We start from the raw sequence: 14,604 nt of genomic DNA, 5'->3' as shown, positions 1-14,604 counted from the left end.
CCGAAGGGGACCCCGCCGACCGGTTCGGACGTGTTACGGCACCTTGCGGACGGCGCCGTCGCTGGCGGGCGTGGCCATCGCGGCGTACGCCTGGAGGGCGCGCGAGACCGTGCGGGCGCGGTCCACGGGCGTGAACGGCTGCTCGCGCTTCTCCTGGGCCACGCGGCGCTCGGCCAGGACCGCGTCCTCGACCTTGAGCTCCAGGCGGCGGCCCGGGATGTCGATCTCGATGACGTCGCCGTCCTCGACGAGCGCGATCAGGCCCCCGCCCGCGGCCTCGGGGCTGATGTGCCCGATCGAGAGGCCGGAGGTGCCGCCGGAGAAGCGGCCGTCGGTGATGAGCGCGCACTTGCGGCCGAGGCCGCGGCCCTTGAGGAACGAGGTCGGGTACAGCATCTCCTGCATGCCGGGGCCGCCCTTGGGGCCCTCGTAGCGGATGACGACGACCTCGCCCTCCTTGACGGACTTGTCGAGGATGCCCTGCACCGCGTCGTCCTGGGACTCGAAGACGTGCGCGGGGCCGGTGAAGGTCCAGTTCTCCTCGGGGACGCCCGCGGTCTTGACGACGCAGCCGTCCTCGGCGAGGTTGCCGAACAGGACGGCCAGGCCGCCGTCCTTGGTGTAGGCGTGCTCGACCGAGCGGATGCAGCCCTCCTCGGCGTCGGTGTCGAGGCTCTTCCAGCGGTTCGCGGTCGAGAAGGCCTGCGTGGTGCGGACGTTGCCGGGGGCGGCGTGGAACAGCTCGAGCGCCTCGGGGGCGGGGCTCTCGGAGCGGACGTCCCACTTGCCGAGCCACTCGTCGAGGCTCGCGGCGTGGGCGGCGCGCACGTCCTCGTGGAGGAGGCCGCCGCGGCGAAGCTCGCCCATGATGGCCGGGATGCCGCCGGCGCGGTGGAAGTCCTCCATGTGGAACTTCGCCGAGTTGGGGGCGACCTTCGCCAGGCACGGGACGCGGCGCGAGATGGCGTCGATGTCGGCGACCTCGAACTCCAGCTCGGCCTCGCGGGCGGCGGCCAGCAGGTGCAGGATCGTGTTGGTGGAGCCGCCCATGGCGACGTCCATGGCCATGGCGTTCTCGAACGCCGACCGGTTGGCGATGCTGCGCGGCAGGACCGACTCGTCGTCGTGCTCGTAGTAGCGGCGGGCCAGGTCCATGACGGTGCGCCCGGCGTCCTCGAACAGCGCGCGGCGGGCGGTGTGGGTGGCGAGGGTGGAGCCGTTGCCGGGGAGGGAGAGGCCCATGGCCTCGGTGAGGCAGTTCATCGAGTTGGCGGTGAACATGCCCGAGCAGGAGCCGCAGGTGGGGCAGGCGTCCTGCTCCATCTTCAGCAGCTGGGCGTCGGAGACGTCGTCGTTGGCGGCGGCGACCATCGGGTCGATGAGGTCGAGCTTCTGGGTGACGATGCCGTCCTTGTCGATGGTCTTGCCGGCCTCCATGGGGCCGCCGGAGACGAAGACGACCGGGATGTTCAGGCGCATGGCGGCCATGAGCATGCCGGGGGTGATCTTGTCGCAGTTGGAGATGCACACGAGCGCGTCGGCGCAGTGGGCGTTGACCATGTACTCGACCGAGTCGGCGATGATCTCGCGGCTGGGCAGCGAGTAGAGCATGCCCTCGTGGCCCATGGCGATGCCGTCGTCGACGGCGATGGTGTGGAACTCCTTGGAGACGCCCCCGGCCTCGGCGATCGACTCGGCGACGATCTCGCCGAGGTCCTTGAGGTGGACGTGGCCGGGCACGAACTGGGTGTAGGAGTTGGCGATGGCCACGATCGGCTTGCCGAAGTCGGAGTCGGTCATGCCGGTGGCGCGCCACAGCGCGCGGGCGCCGGCCATCTGGCGGCCATGGGTGGAGGTGCGTGATCGAAGCGCTGGCATGGCTCAAGTCTGCCACGTCTCGGATAGCGGGATGAAGCGCCCGTACCTTAGGATTCCCTAAGTCGGGTCGAACATGAAACGGCTGTTGTCATGATATTCCCGAAATATCCCCTTAAGGGACCCCTGGCGCAATAGTACCCGCAAGGTGTGACATCGCCCGAAACGCGACTAGAACTTGCGAATCATGGTGCCGAGCACGAGCCGGGCCGGGACCGGGCCGTGGCGGCGCGAGTCCGCGCCGGCCGGGTTGTCGCTGAGCAGGAAGTAGTGGTCGGGCGGCACCGCCGCCGTCGAGCCGGGCATCGGCTCGCCGGGGCCGGCCGCGACGCGCTTGACCCACCAGGGGGCCTTGGCGCGCTTGGCCTCCGCCCAGCCGAGGTCCGGGTCGGGCGCGGCGACCACCACAATGTCGCCGGTCCCGATCCGGCGCGTCCGCTTCGCGAGCACCTCGTCGCCCTCGCGCAGCTCCGGCTCCATCGAGGCGCCCTCGACCTTGACGAGGACCCACCGGCGCCGCAGCTGGCGCACGGACTCGACCATGAGCGCCGCGGCGAGGAGCAGCGCCAGCGGCGTGATCCACTCAGAAGAGGTCATCGATGCCCCCGTCGTCGTTCGGGTCGTCCTTCTCGTCGCGACCCCCGCGGTCGCGGCGGCGCAGCAGGTGGGCCACCGAGTACGAGGTGAGCCCCAGCGCCGAGAGGACCGCGAGCACCGCCAGCGACGCCCCGACGATCAGGACGAGGATCGCGACGCCGCCGCCCACGAGGACGCCGGTCCCCCATGCGTCGCCCACTACGGCAGGTCGTTGACGATGTCGGTGATGCTGCGGCGCCTGCCGGTGAAGAACGGGGTCTCCTCGCGCACGTGGAGGCGCGCGCGGGAGGCGCGCAGCTCGCGCATGAGGTCCACGATGCGGTGGAGCTCGTCGGCTTCGAAGGCGAGGATCCACTCGTAGTCGCCGAGCGAGAACGCCGGGACGGTGTTGGCGCGCACGTCCGGGTAGTCGCGGGCCATCTGCCCGTGCTCGCGCAGCAGGTCGCGGCGCTCCTCGTCGGGCAGGAGGTACCACTCGTAGGAGCGCACGAACGGGTACACGGACACGTAGCCGCGGGGCTCCTCGGTGAGGAAGGCCGGCAGGTGGCTGCGATTGAACTCGGCGGGGCGGTGCAGCGCCATGTTCGACCACACCGGGGCGAGGTGGCGGCCCAGGGGCGAGCGGCGGAAGTCGGCGTAGGCCTTCTGGAGCCGGTCGCTGGACTCGGCGTGCCACCAGACCATGAGGTCGGCGTCGGCGCGCATGCCCGTCAGGTCGTAGGCGCCGCGCACCGTCACGCCCTGGTCGCCGCAGTGCTTCGCGAAGAACGCCTCCATGTCGCTGGCGAGGTCCTGCCGGATCGACGGCATGGGCTCCTCGACGCGGAACACCGACCACAGGGTGTACCTGATGGTGTCGTTCAGCTCCTTGATGCGCTGCGCGTTCGGGTTGTTGGACTGGCGTTCGGTCACGTTGCGGCCCTTCTTATCTCGAGTCGGCAAGGATCTGGTCGGCGATGGCTTCGGCGGCGCTGCGGCCCGAGGCGACGCAGGCGGCGATGCCGACCCCGTCGACCGCCGCGCCGGCGATGGCGATGCGGCGGTGGTCGCCGAGGGCCTCGCGGGCGGCGGCCACGCGGGTGAGGTGCCCGGGCGTGTACTGCGGGAGCGCCCCGCCCCAGCGGTCGATGCGCTGCTCGACCGGGTCGGGCAGGCGCTGTCCGAGGTGCTCGCCGAGTTCGCGCAGGGCGGTCTTGGCGAGGGTCGCGTCGTCGTACTGGAGGAGCGCCTCCTCGCCCAGGCGGCCCATGGAGACGCGCACGATCTGGCGGCGGCGCCCGAGGTGGGGCCATTTCTGGGAGGCGAAGGTGGCGGCCTTGACGGTCTTGCCGTCGGAGGCGGGCGTGAGGAACCCGGAGCGCTCGGGCAGTTCGAGCCTGTCGAACGCGAAGGCGGCCAGGGCGACCGAGGCGTAGGCGACGCCCGAGAGCGCGGCGGCGGCCTGGGGCTCGACGGCCCGGAGCAGTTCGGCCGCGGGGGAGGCGGGGACCGCGATCACCAGGGCGTCGGCGGTGATCTTGATCGGGTCGGGGACCGGCCCGGCGATGGCCTCCCAGCCGTAGGGGGTCTGGCGGAGTTCGCGGACGGTCATGCCGAGGCGGATCTCGGCGCGCGCGGCGGCCGAGGTCGCGGTGACGAGGCGGTTCAGGCCGCCGTCGATGGTGGCGAACACGGGTTTGGCGCCCTGGAGGCGCGGCGAGGCCGCTCCGTCCCGGGGGGCGGGGTCGCTCGCGGCGGGTGTGGGATTGAGGTGCGGCGAGGCCGCTCCGGTTTGGGGAGAGGCGTCGCTTGCGACGCCGGCGGGTGGGGCGACGGGTGTGGGCCGCTTGATCTCGGCGACCGCTTCGGTCAGGCGCGCATGGCGTTCGAGGGCGGCGGCGAGCTGCGGCATGACCGCGCGCACGGAGAGGCGGTCGACGTCGCCGGCGTAGACCCCGGCGAGCATGGGGGCGACGAGGCGGTCGAGGACCTCGTCGCCGAGGCGCTCGCGCACGAGGGCGCCGACGGACATGTCGGCGCCGGGCTCGAGGATCGGCAGGCCGTTGTCGGGGCGCTCCTTGGCGTCGGCGAGGGCGGCCACGTCGGCGGGGTCGCCGGGGATGCCCATCATGTGCCCGGCCGGGAAGTCGACGAGGCGGCCGCCGATGCTCAGGGCGGGTTTGAGGTTCGCGGGGTGGACGATCGCGTCGCCGAGGCCGACGGCGCGGGCGAGGCCGATGGCCTCGGGGCGCGCGGCCAGGAGCGATTCGGCGCCGGTCTCGACCGGGCGTCCGGCGAAGTCGACGGTGCGGATCTTGCCGCCCAGGCGCATCGACTGCTCGGCGACGATGATCTCGGCGTCGGGGCCGAGGCGCTCGCGGAGGCGGTGCGCGGCGGCGAGGCCGGTGATGCCGCCGCCCACGACCAGGACGCGGGTGCGGCCGGGGGTGCCCGTGACGCGGGCGGGGGTCATCGGGCTCATCGCCGGGTGGCCTCGTGCACGTGGTCGACGACGAGTTTGAGCTTCCCGGGGTCGGAGTCGGGCAGGACGCCGTGGCCGAGGTTGAAGATGTGGCCCTTGGCGCCCTTGGCGGCGGCGAGCACGGCGTCGGTCTCGGCCAGGAGGGGGGCGTCGTCGGCGAGGATCGCGGCCGGGTCGAGGTTGCCCTGGAGGACCTTGTCGGGCAGGCGGGCGGCGGCCTGGTCGAGGGGGATGCGGAAGTCGACGCCGGAGATCTCGGCGCCGGTCTCGGTCATGGCCTCGAGCAGGTGGCCGGTGCCGACGCCGAAGTGGATGCGCGGCACCGACTGCGCGACGCCGGCGAGCGCGGCGGTCGAGTGCGGCAGGGCGTAGCGGCGGTAGTCGGCCTCGGAGAGCGCGCCGGCCCAGGAGTCGAACAGCTGCACGGCCTGGGCGCCGGCCTCTACTTGGACGCGGAGGAACTCGCCGCAGATGGCGGCGAGGCGGGAGGCGATGCCGTGCCAGACCTGGGGGGCGGAGCGCATGAGCGCCTTGGTCTTGGCGTGGTCGCGGGAGGGGCCGCCCTCGATGAGGTAGGAGGCGAGGGTGAAGGGGGCGCCGGCGAAGCCGATGAGGGGGGTGTCGCCGAGCTCCTTGACGAGCAGGCCGATGGCCTCGGTGATGTAGGGGACGTCGCAGGGGTCGAGGTTGCGCAGGCGCTGGACGTCGGCCTCGGTGCGGAAGGGCTCGGCGACGACGGGCCCGGTGCCGGGGACGATCTCGATGTCGACGCCGATGGCGGCGAGGGGGACGACGATGTCGGAGAAGAAGATGGCGGCGTCCACGCCGTAGCGGCGCACCGGCTGCATGGTGATCTCGGCGACCAGTTCGGGGGTGCGGCAGGCCTCCAGCATGGAGGTTCCGGCGCGGGCCTCCTTGTACTCGGGGAGGGAGCGCCCGGCCTGGCGCATGAACCAGACGGGGGTCTGGGCGGGCTCCTCGCCGCGGCAGGCCGCGAGGAACGGGGACTGGGTCGAGGAAGCTGCTGCGTTGGACACGGTGCCATCCTTCCACGCCGCCGGGGCCGCCGCCCGCAGCGGCGAGTGCGATGTGGCCCGCAATCGGGGCGCCGCTGTGGCGGGCCGCTCGGGGGCGCCGCGTCCACGATGGAGGATAAATCGGTCTATCCGGCCACTATCGGGTGGAAATCGGTCTCTTGTGCGGCGGGGCAGTAGCGCGCGTAGGTTACCTGGCCGTACGGTGAACAGGTGACCGATCCCCAGCCCGAACCCGAAGCACCACTCCTCACCGAGCCGCGCGAAGGCATGCCCCCGCTCATCCAGACCTCCGCCGATCTGGCCGAGGCCGCCGAACGCCTGGAGGCCGGTTCGGGGCCGATCGCCGTCGACACCGAGCGCGCCTCGGGCTTCCGCTACTCGGGCCGGGCGTACCTGATCCAGCTGCGGCGGGCGGGCGCGGGCTCGGTCCTGGTCGACCCCATCCCGATCGACGACCTCGGGCCGCTGCGCCGGGCGCTCACCGGGCCCGAGTGGATCCTGCACGCCGCGAGCCAGGACCTGCCGTGCCTGGAGGAGCTGGAGCTGCGGCCGACGCGGCTGTTCGACACCGAGCTGGCGGCGCGGCTGTGCGACTTCGAGAAGGTCGGGCTCGCGTCGATCACCGAGCAGCTGCTCGGGCACCGGTTGGAGAAGCAGCACTCGGCGGCCGACTGGTCCTCGCGCCCGCTCCCCCACGACTGGCTCGTGTACGCCGCCCTCGACGTCGAGCTCCTCATCGAGCTGCGCGGCAAGCTCGCGGCGGAGCTGTCCAAGCAGGGCAAGGCGGAGTGGGCGCACGCCGAGTTCGAGCACGTGCGGACCATGGGGCCGCCGAAGCCGCGCAAGGAGCCGTGGCGGCGCACCAGCGGCATCCACAAGGTGCGGGGGGCCAAGGCCCTCGCCCGCGTGCGGGCGGTGTGGGAGGCCCGGGACGACCTGGCCCGCAAGCTCGACCGCGCGCCCGGGAAGGTGCTGCCGGACGCGGCGATCGTGGAGGCGGCGACCGCGGACCCGACCGACTTCGCCGAGCTGATGGGCCTGTCGGGCTTCCGGCGCCGCGGCGGCCGGTCGAACGCGCGCCTGTGGCTGGCGGCCCTGGCCGAGGCGCGGGCGCTGCCGGGCGACCAGTGGCCGTCGACGACGCCGCCGCAGGACGGGCCGCCGGCGACGCACCGGTGGGCGGACCGGGACCCGGTCGCGGCCGAGCGGCTCGCCGCCGCGCGCGAGGTGGTCGCGGAGACGGCCGGGAAGCACCGGCTGCCGGCGGAGAACCTCATCAGCCCGGCGCTGGTGCGGGGCCTGGCGTGGGAGCCGCCGAAGCGGGTCACCGAGCGGCACGTGCGGACGGTCCTGGCCGAGGGCGGCGCGAGGGAGTGGCAGATCGAGCTCCTGGCCGAGGGCCTGGCGGAGGCCCTCAAAGACCGCCCGCTGCCTGCCTGAACACCGGTGCGGGGAACGCCTCGCCGCGACGGGCGGGTGCGCCGTGACAACGAACTTACTTGCGGGTAACATTCGCTGTGACGTTGCATACCCAAAGGAGGGGCTGGCGTGAACGACACCATCCGCGATGTCGTCTTCGTCGACGGGGTACGGACCCCGTTCGGCAAGGCGGGGAAACTCTTCGAAGAGACCCGCGCCGACGACATGATCATCCGCTGCATCAGGTCGCTGCTGCGCCGCAACCCGGGGCTGCCGCCTGAGCGCGTCGACGAGGTGGCCCTGGCGGCCACCACGCAGATCGGCGACCAGGGGCTCACGCTCGGCCGCACGGCCGCGCTGCTGGCCGGGCTCCCCCGCTCCGTCCCGGGCTACTCCATCGACCGCATGTGCGCGGGCGCGATGACCGCGGTGACCAGCGTGTCCTCCGCGATCGCGGCCCGCCAGTACGACATCGCCATCGCCGGGGGCGTCGAGTCGATGTCGAACCACCCCATGGGCGAGGGCGTCGACCCCAACCCGCGCATCGTCGCCGAGCGCCTGGTCGACCCCGACGCGCTCCAGATGGGCTTCACCGCGGAGAACCTGCACGACCTGTACCCGTCGATCACCAAGGACCGCGCCGACGCCTACGCCGTGGGCACCCAGCAGCGCTACGCTGCCGCCGTCGAGCGCCTCCAGGACGACATCACCACGATGGCCGCCCGCTCCGACGAGGGCTGGACCGTCGCCGTCGCCGACGAGCTGCCGCGCCCCGAGACGACCCTGGAGGGCCTGGCGAGCCTGCGCACGCCGTTCCGGCCGCACGGTCGCGTCACCGCCGGCACCTCGGCGCCGCTGACCGACGGCGCCACCGCGTGCCTGCTGGCCGACGCCGAGACCGCCGCCGAGCTGGGGCTCCCGGTCGCGATGCGGATGGTCGGCTTCGCGTTCGCGGGCGTCGACCCCGAGACCATGGGCTCGGGCCCGATCCCGTCCACCGAGAAGGCCCTCGCCCGCGCGGGCCTGTCCATCGAGGACATCGGCCTCATCGAGATCAACGAGGCCTTCGCCGTCCAGGTGCTGGCGTTCCTGGAGCACTTCAAGATCGCCGACGACGACCCGCGCGTCAACCCGTGGGGCGGCGCCATCGCCATGGGCCACCCGCTGGCCTCCTCCGGGGTGCGCCTGATGACGCAGCTCGCCCGTGAGTTCGCCGCGCACCCCGAGGTGCGCTACGGCATCACCACCATGTGCGTCGGCCTCGGCCAGGGCGGCACGGTCATCTGGGAGAACCCGAACTTCAAGGGGGCCAAGTAATGTACGCGACGCCGCTCGACCTTCCCGACTTCGAGGAAGAGGTCGTCACCGAGGCGCATGTCCGCTACCTGGAGCCGCGCGGGCTCGGGGGCAGGGCCGCGATCATCACCCTCGACAACGGCTACGACCACACCAAGCCCAGCTCGTTCGGGCCCGGCGGGCTCAAGAACCTGTGGCGGGCGCTCGACGAGGTCGAGGCCGCCGAGGGCGTCAAGCTCGTCGCCGTCACCGGGAAGCCGTTCATCTTCCTGGCCGGGGCCGACATCAAGCTCATGCCGAGCCTGGAGTCGCGCGAGCAGGGCCTGATGCTCGCCCAGGCCGGGCACTCGCTGTACAAGCGGCTCAAGGCCTCCGCGGTCCCGACCTTCGCGTTCATCAACGGCGTCGCCCTCGGCGGCGGCTTCGAGCTGGCGCTCCACTGCCACTACCGCACGGTGAGCACCACCGCGAACGGCCTGGGCCTGCCCGAGGTCTCCATCGGGCTCATCCCCGGCTGGGGCGGCTCGCAGATCCTCCCCAACCTCATCGGGGTCGAGAAGGCCGCGCAGGTCATCGTCGGCAACCCGCTGAACCAGAACAAGATGCTGCGCGGCACCGACCTGGTGCCGATGGGCATCGCCGACGCGCAGTTCGAGGGCGCCGACTTCCTCGAGGAGTCCCTCGACTGGGCCGTCAAGGTCGCCACCGGCGAGATCACCGTGCAGCGCCCGGAGGTCGACCGCGACTCGTGGCCGCAGGTCATCGCGGGTGTGCGCCACCTCGTGGAGGAGAAGGTCCACAACGCCTCGGCCGCGGCCGTGCGGGCCGTGGACCTGCTCGAGCTCGCCCGGACGGCCTCGTTCGAGGAGGGCTCGCTGGCCGAGGACGAGGCCCTGGCCGACCTCGAGGCCGGGCCGCAGTTCCAGGCGAGCATCTACGCGTTCAACCTGGTGCGCGCGCTGGGCAAGCGCCCCGAGGGCGCGCCGAGCCCCGGGCTGGCCAAGGAGGTCGGCAAGGTCGGCGTGGTCGGGGCCGGGCTCATGGCCGGCCAGATCGCGCTCATGTTCGCGCGGCGCCTGGAGGTGCCGGTGGTCATGACCGATCTCGACGCCGCCCGGGCCGAGCGCGGCCTGGCGTACGTGCGGTCCGAGATCGACAAGCTGGAGTCCAAGGGCCGCGTCTCGAAGCTCAAGGCCGCGAAGCTGCGGGCGCTCGTCTCGGCCAGCGCCCTCAAGTCGGTGTACGCCGACTGCGACCTGGTGATCGAGGCGGTCTTCGAGGAGCTGAAGGTCAAGCAGGCGGTGTTCGCCGAGGTCGAGTCGATCGTCTCGGAGGAGTGCCTGCTGGTCACCAACACCTCGGGCCTGTCGGTCACGGCGATGGCCTCGCAGCTGGCGCACCCCGAGCGCCTGGTGGGGATGCACTTCTTCAACCCGGTGGCGGTGATGCCGCTGGTGGAGGTCATCCCGACCGACAAGACCGACAACGAGACGCTGGCGACGGCGTACGCGGTGGCGAAGAAGCTGAAGAAGACCGCGGTCGGCTCGGCCGACCGCCCGGCGTTCATCGTGAACCGGCTCCTGGGCCGGATGCTCGCCGAGGTCACCGGTGTGGTGGACGCGGGCACCCCGATCGAGGTCGCCGACGTGGCGCTCGACGACCTGGGGCTGCCGATGCGGCCGTTCGCGCTGCTGGAGCTCGTGGGACTCCAGGTGTCGTGGCACCTGTGCCAGCACCTGAACGAGGACCTGGGGCCGCGGTTCCCGGCCTCGGAGAACCTGCGGCGCCTCGCCGAGGCCGACTTCCCGGTGTTCGACGCCTCGGCGAAGGGCAAGGGGAAGCTCACCGAGGAGGCGAAGGCCCTGGTCGAGCTGGGGAACCAGCCCGCGACGGCCGAGGAGGTCAAGCAGCGGGTGCTGCGGGGCCTGGCCGAGGAGGTCCAGCTGATGCTCGACGAGGGCGTGGTGCCCTCGCCGAAGCAGGTCGACCTGGCGATGATCATGGGCGCGGGCTTCCCGTTCTGGCTGGGCGGGCTCACGCCGTACCTGGACCGGGCGGGGGTTTCGGCCGAGGTGTCCGGTAAGCCGTTCGGCGCCATGGGCTGAGTAAGCGCCGTCACGTTATCTTTGCGCCGAGCCCGGTCTCGTCCGAACGGATGAGACCGGGCTCGTCCCGTGTCCCGAAGGGATCGGACGGCAGCGGGGATGTGCTCGTACACATGCCGCGATAGCGTCAATACCGGGCAATTGCCGTGTCACTAGTTTACCGGCTAGAAACTTCGCCGCGCCTTTGGAAAACGCCGGGCCAAGCGGGTTTGACCTGCGAATTGCAGTCTTTACGGTTGCCCGGTGCAGATCAGCAGGATCCCCCAAGGCGTGACCGGCACAGTCCGGAGCGCCGCCGCCTCGATCTCCCGGCGGCTGACCGACACCCTCGAAGGCTTCAAGGAGCACCACCGCGTGCGCCGCCTCACCGTGGTCGCCGTGGCGGCCGCCGTGTTCACCGGCACGGGCGCCACCGCCGCCTGGGCCATCAGCAACACCGGCGAGCCGACCGGGACCGAGGTCGAGGCCGCGGCCGAGACCACCGAGTCCGCCGAGACGGGCGAGCCGGCCCCCGCCGCCGAGGCGCCCGAGCCCACCGAGGCCCCGACCACCGAGGCGCCCGAGCCCGAGGCCCCCGCCGAGGAGGCTCCCGAGCCCGAGGCCGAGCCCGAGGGCCCCGTCGACATCGACGTCAGCGACATCGACGACGAGCAGGAGGCCAACGCCGTCACGATCATCGAGACCGGCGAGGAGATGGGCTTCGACGAGAACGGCTGGGCCGTCGCCCTCGCCACCGCGATGCAGGAGGCGAAGCTGTACAACGCCGCCTCCGAGGCGGTCCCGGAGAGCTTCGAGTACACCGACTCGGACGTCACCTACTCCGACCACGACTCGGTCGGCATCTTCCAGCAGCGCACCTCGATGGGCTGGGGCAGCGTCGAGGAGCTCATGGACGTCTCGACCTCCGCGGGCAAGTTCTACGGCACCCTCGAGGACGTCGACGGCTGGGAGGGCATGTCGATCGCCTCGGCCGCCCAGGCCGTGCAGGTCTCGGCCTACCCCGACTACTACGCCCAGTGGGAAGACCTCGCCTGGGACATCATCGACGCCTACGAGTCGGAGCGGTAAGCAGCTTTTCCTCCTCCCGACGGAACGGGCCCCGCGGCAGTGCCGCGGGGCCCGTTCCCATGCTCCGGGGAGCGGCGCGGGCCGATGAGGGCCGGGCCGTTCGGAGGCCGGACCGTTTAGAGGAATCCACGAAATATCCACTGTGGCTCCGGCGTGTCGGGTCCGGGCCTTGTGGAGCCCATACAAATTGGGCCCGATTTGTCTGATTCACGGTTTGACACGGCTTCGACACTGTCCGTATGAACCGATCCGTCGCGCCTGAGCACGGGCCCGAGCGCCCGCCCCTCCGCAACCAGCCCCCGCGGCCGGAGGACGCCCGCACCGAGCGGACCGCCCGCGCCGCACGCCGCGCGGAGGTCACCGCCAAGACCGTCCAGACGGTCCTGCTGTGCCTCGGCGGCCTGCTCCTGACCGCGGGCATCATCGTCTTCACCGCCGTCGCCTGGCGCCAGCTCGGCGACGGCGGACGGCTCACCATCCTCGCCGGGGCCACCGGTCTGCTGCTGGCGACGCCCTTGGCGCTCACCAGGTTCCGCCTGTGGGCCACCGCCGAGACCCTGGCCGCCACCGCCGTGCTCGCCCTGTGGTGCTCGGCCCTGGCCGGGTACTACCTGTACCTGCCGAGCGGCACCGGGCTCACCGCCGTCGCGGTGGCCCGGTGGACCGCGCTCGTGCTCGCCGCCGCGGTCCTCTACCGGTTCGCCGCCCGCGTCAGCGCCCCCGGCTGGGCCCTGCTGCCGCTGGCGGCCGCCGGGACGGCGTTCGCCGCGTTCGGCGAACCGCTAGAGGCCTCGATCCACATGGGAGTGATCGGCGCGGTGCTCGCCGGGGCGGCCGCCGCGGTCAAGGCGGTCCCGACCCGCCACGCCGCCTCCGACCAGTGGGCGGCCCGGGTGCTCGCGGCCGCCGCGATCACCGTCGTGTTCCTCGCGGGCCTGCGGGCGGCCTTCGGGCTCGACGCGGCGCTCCTGCCCGCCGTGGCCGCGACCGCGTGCCTGCTCGCCTCGGCCCTGCTGCTGGCGACCGCCCACGCCCGGGGCACCGGCGCGGCGCGGGCGACCGTGCTGATCCTCGGCGCGGCCACCGCCGCGCTCACCGCCACCGCCTGGACGCTGGCCCTGCGCACGGACGAGCCGCTGCTGGCGGTGCCCGGCTTCGGGCTCGCGGCGGCGATCGTGGTCGTGCTCGCGGCCGGGAGCGATCCGAACGGCCCGGCCTGGCTGCCGCCGACCGGCGCCGCCGCCGTCGCCGTCGCCTCGCTCGCGACACTCGGCGCGGTCGTCACCGGCGCGCTCGCGCTCACCGCGTACTGCGGCGCGGCGCTCCTGGTCCTGGCCGCCTCCGCGGTCTTCCCCGCGCCGCTGTCGCAGGCGCTGCGACGCGCGGCGGCCGCGGTGGGGGCGGGCGTGCTCGCCTGGTGCGCCGCGCTGGGCCTGACGGCCCTGCCGGTCGCGTTCGGCGCCGAGCCGAACGCGCTGCTGCGCTGGGAGGTCCCGGCCGCGGCCGCCGCGTGCGCGGTCGGGGCCGCAGCGGTCCGCGAAGGCTGGAGGCGGGACTTCCTGGCCCTCGCCGCCGCGGCGGCCGCGCTCGGCGCGGGCGGGGTGTGGGACCGCCCGTGGGCGCCGGCGGCGTCGCTCGCGCTGGTCACCGCCGCCGCGCTGCTGACGGCGTTCACCTCGCCGGGGGCGGGCCGCCGGGTCGCGGGCTGGACCGCGGCCTACCTGTCGCTGCCGGTGGCGGCGCTCGCCGCGACGTACGAGCGGGAGAGCGGCGTCGACTACGAGCCGGCGTTCCTCGCCTGCGCCGTGGTCGCGAGCGCCCTGCTCGCCGCCGTCCAGTTGACGCGCGGCCCGGCCCGCTCCGCGGGCGGGGCCGGAGCCCACGCGTCCATGGGGCTCTACCTGGCCGTCCTGTCCGCGCTGGCCCTGGAGGACGGGGTGACGCTCTACGCGCCCCTGGGCTTCCTCGCCTACGCGGTCGCGCTGGCGGTGGCGGCGCTGGCGTCCCCGCGGCGGCGCCTCGCGCACGCCCTCGGCTCCTGCGGCGCGGCCATCGCGGCGCAGCTGCTGCTGACCGCCTACGCCGGGGCCTACACCCTCGAGTACTACACGGTCCCGCCCGCGGTGCTGCTGCTCGGCGTCGGGCTGTGGATGCTGCGGCGCGACCCGGAGCGGGGCTCGTGGGTCGCGCTGGCCCCGGCGATCGCGGTCGGCTTCGGGCCCTCGCTGGTCCTGGCGCTCGGCCTGGACGGCGAGCCGTGGCGGCGCGCGGCCGTGGGCGCGGCGGCGCTGCTGGTCCTGCTGGCCGCGGCGAACCGGCGCTGGCAGGCGCCGCTGGTGCTCGCCGCCGTGGTGCTGGCGGCCTCGGCGGTCAACGAGATCGCGCTGGCGTGGAGCCTGGTGCCGATGTGGGCGCCGCTGTCGGTGGGCGGGGCGGTCCTCATCGCCGCCGGGGCGACGCTGGAGCAGCGCCGCCGCGACCTGGCGCGGCTGAGCAGGTCGGTCAAGGCGATGCGCTGAGAAGGCGTTCGAAGCAGGCCCGGCCGCGGGACGGCCGGGTCTGCGGCGTGCGTTGACGCGATGCCGTTCGGTTAAGGGGTCGGTCGGTGTTCGGGCGCTCGGCGACGGAGGAGCAGGGCCGGGCGCGAGTGCGGGTGCATCACCGGGACCGGGTCGGTACTCGGGTGGGGTTCGGGCGGGCGGCGACGGCGTGAGAAGGATTCGCCCCGGGTGTGCCGCCGAAGCCG

The 14,604-nt window shown here is 73.2% G+C and carries 11 protein-coding genes; 5 read left to right on the top strand and 6 right to left on the bottom strand.

The features are described 5' to 3' along the window. Window positions 1-33 precede the first annotated feature (33 nt). The 6 genes from ilvD to hemE form a co-directional block, all read right to left on the bottom strand. On the bottom strand, window positions 34-1,878 hold the full coding sequence (gene ilvD / locus LO763_RS09510; RefSeq protein WP_230601738.1) for a dihydroxy-acid dehydratase: 1,845 nt from the start codon (window positions 1,876-1,878) through the stop codon (window positions 34-36). 168 nt (window positions 1,879-2,046) lie between these two features. Continuing rightward, complete coding sequence (locus LO763_RS09505) at window positions 2,047-2,472, bottom strand: S24/S26 family peptidase (protein ID WP_230601737.1); 426 nt, start codon at window positions 2,470-2,472, stop codon at window positions 2,047-2,049. Further along, a complete protein-coding gene (locus tag LO763_RS09500) occupies window positions 2,459-2,671 on the bottom strand; it encodes a hypothetical protein (protein ID WP_230601736.1) in 213 nt (70 codons plus the stop codon). The genes LO763_RS09505 and LO763_RS09500 overlap by 14 nt, the downstream gene beginning before the upstream one ends. Continuing rightward, the gene (hemQ, locus tag LO763_RS09495) at window positions 2,671-3,384 is read right to left on the bottom strand and encodes a hydrogen peroxide-dependent heme synthase (RefSeq protein ID WP_230601735.1); all 714 of its coding nucleotides are present in this window, start codon (window positions 3,382-3,384) and stop codon (window positions 2,671-2,673) included. Before hemQ ends, LO763_RS09500 begins: the two co-directional genes overlap by 1 nt. Before the next feature lie 13 nt (window positions 3,385-3,397). Beyond that, window positions 3,398-4,933 (bottom strand): protoporphyrinogen oxidase, encoded by a 1,536-nt coding sequence (gene hemG, locus LO763_RS09490; protein ID WP_230601734.1) that lies wholly within the window; start codon window positions 4,931-4,933, stop codon window positions 3,398-3,400. After that, window positions 4,930-5,970 carry a uroporphyrinogen decarboxylase gene (gene hemE, locus LO763_RS09485; RefSeq protein ID WP_230601733.1) on the bottom strand — a complete coding sequence of 347 codons (1,041 nt, stop codon included), beginning with the start codon at window positions 5,968-5,970 and terminating at the stop codon, window positions 4,930-4,932. The genes hemG and hemE overlap by 4 nt, the downstream gene beginning before the upstream one ends. 210 nt (window positions 5,971-6,180) lie before the next feature. Between hemE and LO763_RS09480 the strand changes: the two genes are divergently transcribed. The 5 genes from LO763_RS09480 (at window position 6,181) to LO763_RS09460 (ending at window position 14,377) form a co-directional block, all read left to right on the top strand. Then, window positions 6,181-7,410 (top strand): HRDC domain-containing protein, encoded by a 1,230-nt coding sequence (locus tag LO763_RS09480; protein ID WP_230601732.1) that lies wholly within the window; start codon window positions 6,181-6,183, stop codon window positions 7,408-7,410. A gap of 108 nt (window positions 7,411-7,518) precedes the next feature. Beyond that, the gene (locus tag LO763_RS09475) at window positions 7,519-8,706 is read left to right on the top strand and encodes a thiolase family protein (RefSeq protein ID WP_230601731.1); all 1,188 of its coding nucleotides are present in this window, start codon (window positions 7,519-7,521) and stop codon (window positions 8,704-8,706) included. After that, complete coding sequence (locus LO763_RS09470) at window positions 8,706-10,790, top strand: 3-hydroxyacyl-CoA dehydrogenase NAD-binding domain-containing protein (protein WP_230601730.1); 2,085 nt, start codon at window positions 8,706-8,708, stop codon at window positions 10,788-10,790. Before LO763_RS09475 ends, LO763_RS09470 begins: the two co-directional genes overlap by 1 nt. 270 nt (window positions 10,791-11,060) lie before the next feature. Continuing rightward, complete coding sequence (locus LO763_RS09465; RefSeq protein ID WP_230601729.1) at window positions 11,061-11,858, top strand: hypothetical protein; 798 nt, start codon at window positions 11,061-11,063, stop codon at window positions 11,856-11,858. A 239-nt stretch (window positions 11,859-12,097) separates the two neighbouring features. After that, window positions 12,098-14,377, top strand: coding sequence for an SCO7613 C-terminal domain-containing membrane protein (locus LO763_RS09460; RefSeq protein ID WP_230601728.1), 2,280 nt, complete (start codon window positions 12,098-12,100; stop codon window positions 14,375-14,377). The last annotated feature ends 227 nt before the right edge of the window (window positions 14,378-14,604 follow it).

The organism is Glycomyces amatae (genome assembly GCF_020991375.1).
Lineage (GTDB): Bacteria > Actinomycetota > Actinomycetes > Mycobacteriales > Micromonosporaceae > Glycomyces > Glycomyces amatae.
The sequence above is the reverse complement of the archived record's forward strand: the minus strand, read 5'-3'. Positions and strand labels throughout refer to the sequence as shown.